The 12572-nt window shown below is 58.3% G+C and carries 16 protein-coding genes; 3 read left to right on the top strand and 13 right to left on the bottom strand.

Going from position 1 to position 12572, the window contains the following annotated elements; genetic code table 11:
• Positions 1–23 precede the first annotated feature (23 nt).
• The 4 genes from JQ848_RS14700 to puuE form a co-directional block, all read right to left on the bottom strand.
• Positions 24–527: an ureidoglycolate lyase gene (locus JQ848_RS14700; protein ID WP_003441966.1), complete on the bottom strand. Its 504-nt coding sequence runs from the start codon at positions 525–527 to the stop codon at positions 24–26.
• A gap of 115 nt (positions 528–642) precedes the next feature.
• Positions 643–1638 (bottom strand): allantoicase, encoded by a 996-nt coding sequence (alc, locus tag JQ848_RS14695; protein ID WP_003441968.1) that lies wholly within the window; start codon positions 1636–1638, stop codon positions 643–645.
• Between the two features lie 61 nt (positions 1639–1699).
• Positions 1700–2215, bottom strand: coding sequence for a 2-oxo-4-hydroxy-4-carboxy-5-ureidoimidazoline decarboxylase (gene uraD, locus JQ848_RS14690; RefSeq protein WP_003441971.1), 516 nt, complete (start codon positions 2213–2215; stop codon positions 1700–1702).
• On the bottom strand, positions 2212–3141 hold the full coding sequence (puuE, locus tag JQ848_RS14685) for an allantoinase PuuE (protein WP_003441974.1): 930 nt from the start codon (positions 3139–3141) through the stop codon (positions 2212–2214). The genes uraD and puuE overlap by 4 nt, the downstream gene beginning before the upstream one ends.
• 372 nt (positions 3142–3513) lie before the next feature.
• Here puuE and uraH point away from each other — a divergent pair, with 372 nt between their 5' ends.
• Positions 3514–3867 carry a hydroxyisourate hydrolase gene (gene uraH / locus JQ848_RS14680; RefSeq protein ID WP_003441977.1) on the top strand — a complete coding sequence of 118 codons (354 nt, stop codon included), beginning with the start codon at positions 3514–3516 and terminating at the stop codon, positions 3865–3867.
• A 127-nt stretch (positions 3868–3994) separates the two neighbouring features.
• Here uraH and JQ848_RS14675 read toward each other — a convergent pair whose 3' ends face one another.
• The 3 genes from JQ848_RS14675 to JQ848_RS14665 form a co-directional block, all read right to left on the bottom strand.
• Positions 3995–4621, bottom strand: coding sequence for a LysE family translocator (locus JQ848_RS14675; RefSeq protein WP_003441992.1), 627 nt, complete (start codon positions 4619–4621; stop codon positions 3995–3997).
• A gap of 68 nt (positions 4622–4689) precedes the next feature.
• Positions 4690–6039, bottom strand: a complete 1350-nt coding sequence (locus JQ848_RS14670; RefSeq protein WP_003441995.1) for an NCS2 family permease — start codon at positions 6037–6039, stop codon at positions 4690–4692.
• Between the two features lie 250 nt (positions 6040–6289).
• A complete protein-coding gene (locus JQ848_RS14665) occupies positions 6290–6730 on the bottom strand; it encodes a MarR family winged helix-turn-helix transcriptional regulator (protein WP_003441996.1) in 441 nt (146 codons plus the stop codon).
• A gap of 82 nt (positions 6731–6812) precedes the next feature.
• Between JQ848_RS14665 and JQ848_RS14660 the strand changes: the two genes are divergently transcribed.
• Positions 6813–7979 (top strand): aminotransferase-like domain-containing protein, encoded by a 1167-nt coding sequence (locus JQ848_RS14660; protein WP_003441999.1) that lies wholly within the window; start codon positions 6813–6815, stop codon positions 7977–7979.
• An 11-nt stretch (positions 7980–7990) separates the two neighbouring features.
• Positions 7991–8593 carry a glutathione S-transferase family protein gene (locus JQ848_RS14655; protein ID WP_010656413.1) on the top strand — a complete coding sequence of 201 codons (603 nt, stop codon included), beginning with the start codon at positions 7991–7993 and terminating at the stop codon, positions 8591–8593.
• Positions 8594–8714: 121 nt separating this feature from the next.
• Here JQ848_RS14655 and JQ848_RS14650 read toward each other — a convergent pair whose 3' ends face one another.
• The 6 genes from JQ848_RS14650 to JQ848_RS14625 form a co-directional block, all read right to left on the bottom strand.
• Positions 8715–9446: a hypothetical protein gene (locus JQ848_RS14650; RefSeq protein ID WP_161718844.1), complete on the bottom strand. Its 732-nt coding sequence runs from the start codon at positions 9444–9446 to the stop codon at positions 8715–8717.
• Between the two features lie 156 nt (positions 9447–9602).
• The gene (locus JQ848_RS14645; protein WP_003442008.1) at positions 9603–9974 is read right to left on the bottom strand and encodes a glutathione S-transferase N-terminal domain-containing protein; all 372 of its coding nucleotides are present in this window, start codon (positions 9972–9974) and stop codon (positions 9603–9605) included.
• Positions 9975–10074: 100 nt separating this feature from the next.
• On the bottom strand, positions 10075–10620 hold the full coding sequence (gene folE / locus JQ848_RS14640; RefSeq protein WP_003442011.1) for a GTP cyclohydrolase I FolE: 546 nt from the start codon (positions 10618–10620) through the stop codon (positions 10075–10077).
• 77 nt (positions 10621–10697) lie between these two features.
• Positions 10698–11255 carry a Smr/MutS family protein gene (locus JQ848_RS14635; protein WP_003442014.1) on the bottom strand — a complete coding sequence of 186 codons (558 nt, stop codon included), beginning with the start codon at positions 11253–11255 and terminating at the stop codon, positions 10698–10700.
• A gap of 63 nt (positions 11256–11318) precedes the next feature.
• Positions 11319–11639, bottom strand: coding sequence for a hypothetical protein (locus JQ848_RS14630; RefSeq protein WP_003442017.1), 321 nt, complete (start codon positions 11637–11639; stop codon positions 11319–11321).
• Between the two features lie 143 nt (positions 11640–11782).
• A complete protein-coding gene (locus JQ848_RS14625) occupies positions 11783–12373 on the bottom strand; it encodes a cysteine hydrolase family protein (protein ID WP_003442020.1) in 591 nt (196 codons plus the stop codon).
• Between the last annotated feature and the right edge of the window lie 199 nt (positions 12374–12572).

The following is a 12572-nucleotide window of genomic DNA, read 5'->3' as shown; positions in this document are numbered from 1 at the left end:
TGCGTGAGTGATCAGACCTTCTCTTATTGGTGGGGGGCGAGGATCAATCGCTCATCCTCTTTGAAGAAATGCTCATCGCAGTTATTGCCTGTGCCACTGCGATCAACCACCAGGAAGTCATCCCGCTTTTCGATCGTCAGCACCGGATGGTGCCAAACGCCGCGATGGTAATTAATGCCCTGCCTGCCATTACTGACAAAGGCGCGGACCAAGCCTGATACAGGTTCATCGCCAAGTGGCGCGACCACGATCAGAAAGGGGTTGCCGAGCAGCGGGATGAAAGCCTGACTGCCCAACGGATGGCGCTCCAGCATGCACACGGTCAGCGGCATGTCCTGCGCATCGGCGCGGAAAATGCTGATGATGGCCTTGTCTTCCGGCTGCGCGGTTTCGACTTCGGCCAGACGATGAAAGCGCATGGTCGAACCGTTGTTGATCATGAAGTGGTCGCTGCCGTCGGTTTCAATAACGTCACCGAAGGGGGCGAAGGCTTCTTTGGTCAGCGGTTCAATCTGCAATGTGCGCATGGTCTGTCTTCTTTTCCGGATTCTGTGGTGTTGGATCTGTTGTTGTCGCTGGCAAGCCGGCTCCCGCATTGGCATATGCCAGTGGGAGCCGGTTGACCGGCGACGGGGTTATTCCTTATTTAGCGACCTTGCCCAGGATACGCAGGCGGCTTACACCACCGTCCGGGAACAGGTTGAGGCGAATGTGAGTGATCGGGCCCAGGGCTTTGATCTGCTCGCTGAAGCTGTGCTCGGCGTGCATTTCCATCTTCTGTGCAGGCAGCAGTTCACGCCAGAACAGCGATTGGGTTTCGATCTGGCTGTCAGTGCCGCCTTTGACGAACGCGCCCTGAATCGAGCAGGTGTCCGGGTAGTTGCCCTTGAAGTGCAGGGTATCGACGATGATTTTTTCGATCTCGCCGGCATGCCCCAGCGCCACGATCACCCAGTCGTTACCCGGGGTACGGCGGCGTGCGGTTTCCCAGCCGTCGCCCATATTGATGCCGCGGCCCGGGTTGAGGATGTTGCTCATGCGGCCGAAGTGTTCGTCGGAGCAGGCCAGGGCACGGCCACCGTTCAGGGCTGCGGCAAGGTCGACCTGTTCGTTGTCGCCCACTGCCGACCAGTCACGGAACGGCACGCCGTACACGCGAAGACGGGCTACGCCGCCGTCCGGGTAGATGTTGAAACGCAAGTGGCTGAAGGCCTGGTCATTGCTGATTTCGTGGTAGTGGTGGCTGTTGCCTTGCAGTTCGACCGCGGACAGCACTTCAACCCACTGGGTGTTTTCGTTGGGCTCGCCCTGGGCCAGAAAGCAGGCTTCAAGGGAAGCAGACGGCGGGAAGTTGCCGGTGAAGAATGAAGTGTCGATGTCCACGCCTTTGATCGAGCCGGGTACGCCCAGGCGGATCACCGCGCTGTCATAGCCTTCGAAGCGCTTGCGGCGGGACTCCCAGCCGTCCATCCACTTGCCGTTGTCATCGAAAACGCCCTCCTTCCATACGGCCGGGGTCGGCTGGAACATGCGGTTGGCGTCAGCGAACCAGTCATCGGTCACCGAGATAATCTTGGTGCCTAGACGGGCATCGGCCAGGTTGACGAACTTCTCGAAAGGTACGGCGTAAGCTTTCATTCTTCTGGTCTGCCTTTAAATAAGTGGCTGGAGATGCGTGACCGGCAGGTGCCGGCTCGGCTTAGAGCTGGAGTAATCGGAACAGGGCTATTTTGTTGATTTGCGCCAACGCACATTTGAACTCGACGTCTGCCGGGTTGTGGATGCGGGTCTCGAACGCGGCGAGGATCTGGTGCCGGTCGCTGCCTTTTACCGCCATGATGAAGGGAAACTTGAACTTGGCTTTATAGGCCTCGTTCAGCTCGGTGAAGCGCTGAAACTCTTCTTCCGTGCATTGGTGAATACCGGCGCCAGCCTGTTCATGGGTGCTGGCTTCGGTCAGTTGGCCCTGTACGGCAGCTTTGCCCGCCAGGTCCGGGTGAGCATTGATCAGTGCCAGCTGACTGGCGTGATCGGCGCTCAACAAAATGTCACTCATGCGCTGGTGCAGGGTTTCGATCTGGTCGACGCTGCTGTCCAGACCCAGGTCGTAAGCCTTTTCGGCGACCCAGGGCGAGTGTTCGTAAATATCGGCAAAGGCTGCCACGAACGCTTCACGACTCAGGGTTGAAGGCTTGAGAGTTTTGAAGGTGCTCATTGGCCGGTCTCTGCAACAAAAGGGTGGGTGGCGTGCCAGTGCCGGGCGATGTCCACGCGGCGGGTGAACCAGACCTGTTCGTGGCCCCTGGCGTATTCAAGGAAGCGCTTGAGGGCGGCGAGACGCGCAGGGCGGCCAATGAGGCGGCAATGCAGGCCGATCGATAGCATTTTCGGCGACTCTGCGCCTTCGGCGTACAGCACATCGAAAGCATCCTTGAGGTACTGGAAAAATTGCTCGCCGGTGTTGAAACCCTGCACCTGGGTGAAGCGCATGTCATTGGTGTCCAGGGTGTAAGGGATCACCAGATGCGGCTTGCCGGTGGGGTTGTTGGGTTCCCAGTAGGGCAGGTCATCGTCGTAGGTGTCAGAGTCATACAGAAAGCCGCCTTCTTCCATCACCAGCCGCCGGGTATTGGGGCCGGTGCGGCCGGTGTACCAGCCCAGCGGACGCTCGCCGCTGATTTCGGTGAGGATGCGGATGGCTTCGAGCATGTGTTCGCGCTCGAGGGCTTCATCCATGTACTGGTAGTCGATCCAGCGATAACCGTGGCTGCAAATCTCATGTCCGGCGGCAACCATGGCCCGGATTACGTCAGGGTGACGTTGGGCCGCCATGGCCACGGCGAACACCGTGAGCGGGATATCGAATTCGCGAAACAGCTTGAGCACGCGCCATACGCCGGCACGGCTGCCGTATTCGTACAGGGACTCCATGCTCATGTTGCGCTCGCCCTGCAGCGGCTGCGCCGAAACCATTTCCGAGAGGAAGGCTTCTGATTCTTTGTCGCCGTGGAGGATGTTGCGCTCGCCGCCTTCTTCGTAGTTGAGTACGAAAGACAGGGCGATGCGGGCGTTGTCCGGCCAATGCGGATGCGGAGGGTTGGGACCGTAACCAATCAGGTCGCGTGGGTAGTCAGCGCTCACTCAATCTTCCTTATTGTTTAGTTAACAGTCGATTGGCCAGACCTGGCGTCACTGTGATGGTCTGATTGTATACAACTTTGTAATACGTTTGTAACCCTGCTTTTGCGCATTTTTACCATGCTTTGTGCGGGAAAGGTACCTGCAAAAAACTTGCCTGATTGGTCAGCTTATGAATATAAAGTCTTTGGCTGCAGCGGTGTTCAAGGAATACGGGGTCCAGGCCTTATGCGCTGTGGCCTGGGTTAATTTGCGTTTTTAATTGTGTACAATTTTTTTAATAAATGTCTTAATCCTGGCTGCGCCGGATCTTTTGACGGGTCAAAAGGGTGCAGCGCCAGTTTTATTTACCGGTTCGGGGAGGTCGCACACGCAATGGGACGTTTGACTACGCACGTTTTGGATGCCGCACACGGTTGTCCGGGCAGTTCGATCAAGGTCGAGCTGTATCGGGTGGAAGGTTCGCAGCTGCAACTGGTCGCCACGGCGCAGACCAATAGCGATGGCCGTTGCGACGCACCGTTGCTGGAGGGTGACACTTACCGTTCAGGGGTTTATCAGTTGCAGTTCAGTGCCGGTGACTACTACCGCGCACGGGGTGTGCAGTTGCCGGAGCCGGCATTTCTGGATGTGGTGGTGCTCAGATTCGGTATCAGTGCCGAGCAGGATCACTACCATGTGCCGCTACTGATTTCGCCGTACAGCTATTCGACGTATCGCGGCAGCTAGGTTTTTCGATCTGCGCATGTGGTTATTTGCCCGCTCGCACTGCGGGCTTTTTTTTGCCCGCAATGTGCGCCAAGCCTGTAGGAGCGGGCTGTTAAAAAGCTCGCTCCTACAGGTGTTATTGCCGGCTTTAGCGGCTCAGCAAAGACGCGGTGCCCGCCACGCCGAACAGGCCGGCACTGATACGGTTGAACCAGCTCTGGCCCTTGCCGCTGCGCAGATAGCCCGCCGCGCCGTGTGCGCCCAGGCCGTAGGCCAGCTTGCAGAGCAGGTCCAGCACGGTCCAGGTGGCAATCATCACCAGTAACTGCGCCAGGAAAGGCTGATCGGGATCAAGAAACTGCGGCAAAAATGCGGCAAAGAACAGAATGTCTTTCGGATTGCTGGCGCCCAGTACGAACGCGCGTCCAAACAGGGCACTGAAGCGCGGTTTTGGTGCGGCGGCCGGTACGTTGACGGCGGTGGCCGGTTGCCGCGATTGCTTCCAGCTTTGCCAGGCGAGGTAGAACAGGTACAGCGCACCGACGATCTTGAGCGCGCTGAACAACTGTTCCGAGGCCAGCAGCAGGGCCCCCAGCCCCAGTGCCGAAGCGCTGAGCAGGCAAATCGAGGCAATCACGCCACCCAGAAAGGCGGGGTACGAGCGGCGCAGGCCGTAGTTCAAACTGTTGCTGATCATCAGTAACGACAACGGCCCCGGGATAAGGATCACCACCAGTGCCGCGCTGCTGAACAGCAGCCAGGTTTCCAGACTCATTACGTGCTCTCCCTCTTCTAAAAAAGCAAACGCCCCGCACCGGGCGGGGCAGGTCGATATTGCCCTGTTTACAGGTAAATAAACTTGGCAATGAAAATGGCGCAGAGCACCCACAGGCTCACGGATATCTCGCGGTACCTGCCCGTGCCGGCCTTGAGTGCAACGTAGCTGATAAAGCCAAGGGCTATACCGTCAGCCACCGAGAAGGTCAGGGGCATCATGATCATGGTCACAATCGCCGGGATGCAATCGGTAGGTTCGCTCCAGTTGATGTGCTCCATGCCGCCCATCATCAGCATGGCCACGTAGATCAGCGCTCCGGCAGTGGCATAGGCGGGAATCATGCCAGCCAGCGGGGCAAAGAACATCGCGGCGACAAACAGTACGCCCACGGTCACGGCGGTGAGCCCGGTACGTCCGCCGGCCGCAACGCCTGCGGCACTTTCGACGTAGCTGGTGACGGGCGGTACACCGACCACTGCCCCAAATACGCTGGACGCACTGTCAGCCTTGAGGGCGCGGGACAGGTTTTCGATCTTGCCATCCGCTTTCACCAGTCCGGCGCGCTGGGCCACCCCCATCAAGGTGCCGGCGGTGTCGAACATGTGCACAAACAGGAAGGCCAGGACCACGCTGATCATGCTGACGTTGAACACGCCCTTGAGGTCCATCGCCATCCAGGTCGGTGCCAGGCTGGGCGGGGCGGACATGATGCCGTTGTAGTGCACCAGATCCAGGCCCCAGCCCGCCAGAGTGACGGCGATGATGCTGATCAGGATTGCGCCGAACACCCTGTGATAGCTGAGAATCGCGATCATCAGAAAGCACACGGCGGCCAGCAGCGGAGCGGGGTCGCGCAGTGAGCCGAGCTTGATCAGGGTGGCCGGGCTGTCGACGATGATGCCCGAGGTTTTCAGGCCGATGATTCCCAGAAACAGGCCGACGCCGGCGCCCATGGCGTAGCGCAGGCTGGCGGGGATGCTGTTGAGTAACCATTCTCGGACCCGTGACAGGGTCAGAATCAAAAACAGCACGCCGGAGATAAACACTGCGCCAAGGGCGGTTTCCCAGCTATAGCCCATGGTGCCGACCACGGTGTAGGTAAAGAACGCGTTGAGGCCCATGCCTGGCGCCAGGCCTACCGGCCAGTTGGCATAAAGACCCATCAGCATGCTGCCCAGCGCAGCGGCGATGCAGGTCGCGACAAAGGCTGCGCCATGGTCAATCCCGGCATCGGCCATGATGTTGGGGTTGACGAAGATGATGTAGGCCATGGTGATAAAGGTGGTCAACCCGGCAATCAGCTCGGTTTTGACCGTAGTGCCATGCAGCGACAGTTTGAACAGGCGCTCCAGCCAGCCTCGGGAGGCGGGCGGTGAAAGATCCAGGGCGGGTGCTTCTGACTTTTGGCTGTCCACGGTAATGTCCTCAGGCTTTTATTTTTGTAAGGGCGCTGTTTGAGGCGGGCGATGCTTTTCCTGACCTTTGAGTCAGAAATCTGTGTGTGACGAGGATTATGCTTTTGTATACAAAAAAAGCAAATAATGTTTTTCGGATTGTGATCGAAATATAGGCTCTGTTGGAGCGAGCTTGCTTGCGAGCTCTGCTTTATTGCATTGAAAAGCTCGCGAGCAAGCTCGCTCCTACAGATAGGCAGATAGGCAGCTGTCAGGCCTGGCGGCTTTGGCCTAAAGCCTGATTGATCGCCAGCCAGCCATTGACCGCGTCTTCACCCGCCTGGGCAAATACCCGTTGCAGCAATTTGACTTGCTCGCGGCGCAGGGCTTTTTCGAAACTGACGCCGTCAGCCGTGAGTTCCAGTAGCCGCTTGCGCTTGTCGGTCTCGGGGGCAACGCTGCGTACCAGGTTCATCTCGATCAACTGGCGTAATGGCGTATTCAATGCCTGCTTGCTGACCCCCAGCAATACCAGCAGCTCCTTGACGCTCACCCCGGGGTAGTGGGCGATAAAAAAAACGATGCGCTGATGCACCCGACTCAGCCCGCGGCGGGCCAGCATTTCATCGGCTTTGGCGGTAAATGCTTGATAGCCAAAGAAGAAGGCTTCCATGGCGGCGCGCTGAGTGGTTGGATTTTTAAGGTCAGGCATATTGACGTATCTAGGCTGCGCGGCGTAATTTCGGTCAATCAGTTTGACTTATTTCCAATTACTTCCGCTACCGGTGATCTGTATGGCCTTCTCCGAACGTGTTTCCCGCCTGAAAAGCTCTTTGATTCGCGAAATTCTGGCTGCGGCCCAACGTCCGGAAGTCATGTCTTTCGCCGGCGGACTACCGGCCGAGGCCATGCTGCCCAAGGTCGACTGGACCGACATGCCGGCCTCGATGGGCCAATATGGCATGAGCGAAGGCGAGCCGGCCCTGCGTGAAGTACTGGCCGCAGAAGCCCGCGCCCTGGGGGTTGATTGTGATGCGAGCCAGGTGATGGTTCTCAGCGGTTCGCAACAGGCCCTCGACCTGGCGGCCAAGCTGTACATCGACAAGGGCACCGAAATCATGCTCGAAGCGCCGACCTACCTGGCGGCGCTGCAAATTTTTCAATTGTTCGGCGCCGAGTGCCTGAGCTTCCCGTTGCAAGCCGATGGCCCTGATCTGGCGGCGCTGCGGGTGCAGCTGGAGCAACATCGCCCGGCGTTCATCTACCTGATCCCGACCTTCCAGAACCCGTCTGCCGTGCGTTACAGCGAAACCAAGCGTGACGCGGTAGCGGCATTGCTGGACGAGTTCGGTGTGACCCTGATCGAAGACGAGCCGTACCGCGAACTGAATTTCGATGGCGGCAGCGCCACGCCGATTGTCAGCCGCCTGAAAAAAGCCAGCTGGATCTACACCGGCACCGTGTCCAAAACCCTGTTGCCGGGGCTGCGGGTGGGCTTCCTGATTTCCAGCCCCGACCTGTTCCCGCATCTGTTGCGCCTCAAGCAGTCGGCGGACTTGCACACCAACCGTGTCGGTCAGTGGCAGGCCTTGCAGTGGATCGGCACCGAGAAAATGAGCAACCACCTGGCTGAGCTGCGGGACTTCTATCGCGTGCGTCGCGATGGCTTTCAGCTGGCGCTGCAAGAGCATTTCTCGGACCTGGCTGACTGGCATGTGCCGCAGGGCGGGCTGTTCTTCTGGCTGACCCTCAAGCAGCCGTTTGACACCCGTACCTTGCTCAAGCCGGCGCTGGAGCAAAATGTCGCCTTCATGCCGGGCGAACCGTTCTTTGCCAATCCGGATCAGAATGTCGGCAGCCTGCGTCTGAACTTCAGCCATATCGACCCTGAGCGCCTGCACGAAGGTCTCAAGCGTCTGGCTAACGTGATTCGTCAAGCACAGGCCGCCCAGGCGGCCTGAAGGAAGTTGCGATGCTCAAGGTCTATGGCGATTACAACTCGGGCAACTGCTACAAGATCAAGCTGATGTTGCATTTGCTGGGGCTTGAGTATCAGTGGTTCGCGGTGGACATTCTCAAGGGCGAAACTGAAACCCCGGAATTTCTGGCGAAAAACCCCAACGGCAAAGTGCCGGTGCTGGAGCTCGAAGACGGCACCTGCCTTTGGGAGTCCAACGCGATTCTCAACTACCTGGCCGACGGCAGCGAGTTCTTGCCCGGTGAGCCCCGGCTGCGTACGCAAGTGTTGCAGTGGCAGTTTTTCGAGCAATACAGCCATGAGCCTTACATTGCAGTGGCGCGGTTTATCCAGTTGTACCTGGGGTTGCCCGAGGAACGTCTTGAGGAATACCGCAAACTGCAAAAGCGCGGTTACAAGGCGCTGGACGTGATGGAACAGCAGCTGGCCCGCACTCCGTATCTGGTGGGCGATCACTATTCGATTGCGGACGTGACGCTGTATGCCTACACCCACGTGGCAGATCAGGGCGGATTTGACCTGAGCGGCTATCCGGGCATTCAAGCCTGGCTGCAACGGGTGGCCAGCCATCCGCGGCATGTGGGGATGCTTGATTGAGATACAGAACAGGTTGAAAACCGGCCCTGTAAATTGGACTGCTGTGCAGTCCTCCGCTCGCCACAGGTAGGGTGTCAGGCCTTGAATGAGCAGTAAGGAGCCCAAGGGCTCCTTTTTTGCGTCACTGTTTTTCCAGCAGCCATTGGCGTGGACCTGGAGTGAGCTGGGGGATTTCGTCGGGCAGTGACAGGTTGATCGCCTTGAAAATCTCCAACTGCTTGCCATGACGGACGAAAATCCATCCTTCCCCGATATCACCCTTGCCCAGGTAGAGGGTGTCATTGCCGGCACCTTGATTGGCGCAATCGCCTCCCAGGCACAACTGATACCGGTCATTTTGTCCCAGCCCTGTCACACCGCCATCATCTTTGAACGCAACGGTGTTGCCGGTACCCGGGCCTTCAACGATCCTCCACTGACCACCCATATAGGCTGCGTTCAATGCCTGCCGGAAATTCGTGTCCGTCCTGGCGCCGGCGACGGACCGGGCCGGACGTGAGAAAACCTGGGCTGCGTAAGTTTTTGTGGGTTGCTGGATCAGTTGTTTGCCATTGAGTTGCAGTTCGTTGATGAAATGCCCGTCGTGGTAAATGGCCCAGGTGCCGGGAGCCTTGGGCAGCAATTGGCCTTCGTTCAGCTCGAATGCATTGCGAAATTGTACTTTGCCGTTACGGGTGTCGATGTTCCATTCCAGGTTCATGCCGTGGGCATCAATGGCCTGCAGCAAGGGCCTGCCCTGGGCGGCTGAATCGATGGCCGCCTGGTTGATCCATAGTCCGTTGATGCCGGACGTTTGCGGCTCATGACTGCAGCCGCCCAACAGGATCAGGCTCAGGGCAAGTAATTTTCGCATGGGGATTATCTGCACAAGGTTGGACGGTGATGACGCTGACTGAACCAGAAGCAACCCGCAGTCGCTGAAGATATACCAGGGCTGCGATCGGGCAGAGCCCGCAAAACCTGAGCTCGCAGCCTTGGTTCCCCGTCAGCGAGTACGGGTCACAGGAGGTTAAACGTTGGCAAAACGCTGGTTCAGGTAATCGATGATGACTTTGGAGTCGTACATCCAGGTGGTCTTGCCGTCTTCTTCGATCCGCAGGCACGGGACTTTGATCTTGCCCCCTTGCTCCAGCAGCGTCTGGCGGTCCTGTTCGTTGTTCTTGGCGTCGCGCAGTGCCACCGGTACGTTCAGGCGGCGCAGGGTGCGGCGGGTTTTTACACAGAACGGGCAGGCATGGAACTGGTACAGGGTCAGGCTTTTGGCGGCCTCGTCAACCTGGGCCTGAGCCGCTGCCGGGCGTTGCTTTTTGCCGGGACGGGTTATGAAATCGCCAGCGATGATCAGCTGACCCAGGCCTACGCGAAGCGCTTTGATAAACACAGTAAAAGCCTCATGGGCGAGAAAGAAGGGGCGCAGCTTACCTGAAATCGGCAGGCGAAAAAAAACCGGCGATCAACGCCGGTCTTTCTGACTGGGGATATTACTTGATCAAGCTGAGAAACTCGCTGCGGGTGGCCGCGTTTTCGCGGAACTCACCCAGCATCACCGAGGTGATCATCGACGAGTTCTGTTTCTCGACACCGCGCATCATCATGCACATGTGCTTGGCTTCAATCACTACGGCCACGCCCAGCGCACCGGTAACCTGCATCACTGCATCGGCAATCTGCCGGCTCAGGTTTTCCTGAATCTGCAGGCGACGGGCGTACATGTCGACTATCCGTGCCACTTTCGACAGGCCCAGCACTTTGCCGCTCGGAATGTAAGCGACGTGGGCTTTGCCGATAAACGGCAACAAATGGTGTTCGCACAACGAATAAAGCTCGATGTCCTTGACCAGTACCATTTCGCTGTTGTCAGAGCTGAACAAGGCACCGTTGGTGACTTCTTCCAGGGTTTGCTCATAGCCGCGGCAAAGGTACTGCATGGCTTTGGCGGCACGCTTTGGCGTATCCAGCAGGCCTTCACGGGAAACGTCTTCGCCGAGTTGACCGAGGATCGCGGTGTAGTTTTGTTCCAGGGACATTAATCTACCTGTGGGATTTTTCGCAAAGAGTAAGGGTACGGGGGCTGGCACGGCGCTGCAAGTGTGGTGATAGGGTGTTACTCGTCGCGACCGTCCATCATGGTGCGCTTGAGCATGACGTAAACCGCGCCGGCGCCCCCATGCCTGGCCTGGCAGGAGCAGAACCCCAGCACTTGCGAGTGTTGGCGCAACCATGTGTTGACGTGACTTTTGATCATTGGTCGCTTGCCGTCCAGGCGCACGGCTTTGCCGTGGGTGACGCGGACACAGCGCACTTCAAGGCGGGAGGCTTCGCCCAGAAACTCCCACAGGGTTTCGCGGGCCTTTTCGACGGTCATGCCGTGCAGGTCAAGACTGCCTTCGAAGCTGATCTGGCCGAGTTTGAGCTTGCGCATCTGGCTTTCTTGCACGCCGTCCCGTGACCAGTTCAATTGGTCTTCGGGGCCGACATCAATCACAAACTGGTCCGACAGGCCGTCGATGATCGTGGCATTGGTGCGCACGGTCGCGTTCTGGCGCAGTTTGGCCAGTTGTGCCCGGTCGGATTTGGGTTTGCCGGTATCGGCACGATCATGCTTGATCGGCTTTACACCGCGAGTCTCGTTTTTGAACAGGGAAAAGTCGTCGTCTTGCATGTCAGCCTCCGCGAAGGGCGGCTAGTTTACCCAAGTCGACGACAATCGGGCGGCGGATATGCCTCAGTCGCGCTTTTTCATCAGGTGCGCAGCCATGCTCAGCCCAAACGGCTGGCGCATCCGGCGACGGCGGCGGCGCCAAAGCCAGACACCCAGCCAGCTGATCAGTATTCCGAATACCAGCACTACGATCGCCCCGGCAGGGCTGGCGTTGAGCTCGCCCAACGCCTCTGGATGGCCAATCAGGCTACTGGCGCCGGCCAGTAGCAATAGCACGCCGCACAGCGTCAGCAGGGCGGCAAAAAGCAGCACCAGACGCGAACGCCAGTTGCTGTGTGCCTTGGGACGCAAACGTCGCGCGTCAAAACCATCGGCGATCTTCATTCCGATCTTTCCTTAAAGGGTATCGGCCCTTCGACAGGAACATGGACAGGTTGTTCCTGAGATGCGCTGAAAAGGGGAGCGTGCTGGCAATGGAATGTCTCGATAGGCGGCTTGAGCAGCCCGCCTATCAGGAGCGGACGGGATCAAATCAGGTTTTTGGTCAGGGTCAAGGTGGCGAAGTTGTCATTCATGATTGCCATCTCGGTTTTCTGTACCTGCGCGGCGCTGATAATGCCATCCGGAGTAGGCAGGTCGCGTGTGGCGCAGGCATCTTCGACCAGGGTGCAGCGCAAGCCATAGTCTTTGGCGGCGCGAACCGTGGTGCTGACGCTGGAGTGGCTCATGAAGCCGCAGACAATCACATCCAGGGAGCCCAGGTTTTCCAGGGCTTTTTGCAGGCCGGTGTCATTGAAGGCGTTGGGCATGCGTTTTTCGATGATCAACTCATCACCTTGAGGCTCCAGGCCCTTGATGAACGCGCCGCGTTCGCCTTGAGGGTCGAACATGCCACCCACCGTGCCCAGATGGCGGATATGAACCACGGGGCGCTTGGCCTTGCGGGCCGCGTCGAGCAGAAGGGCGATATTGGCGGTGGCGGCTTCCATTCCGGACAAGGCCAGAGGCCCGCTCAGGTATTCATTTTGCGCATCGATGATCAGCAGGCTGGCGTTGCTCAGGCTGGCAGCGGCATAACCACGTCCAGTGAGTTGAAACATCGTCTTTAAAGCGGGCATTCGAGGGGCTCCTTTGAGTGGGGCTTTTGCGACATTCTCCACTGGCCGGGCGCTTATGTGAATGGCTAGTCGTGTAAGCCACGTGGTTCTTGGCCTACAGCGCAGCCAGAGGTGAGCGCCGGAGTGCCCAAGTGTACGAAATGGAGTGATTTTGGGTTTTTGCGCAGCTGTTATGTGCGCCCGGCTTGGCATTTTGCCT

It is taken from the genome of Pseudomonas paraversuta (assembly GCF_904067025.1).
Lineage (GTDB): Bacteria > Pseudomonadota > Gammaproteobacteria > Pseudomonadales > Pseudomonadaceae > Aquipseudomonas > Aquipseudomonas paraversuta.
This window is presented reverse-complemented; position numbering and strand designations above follow the sequence as displayed.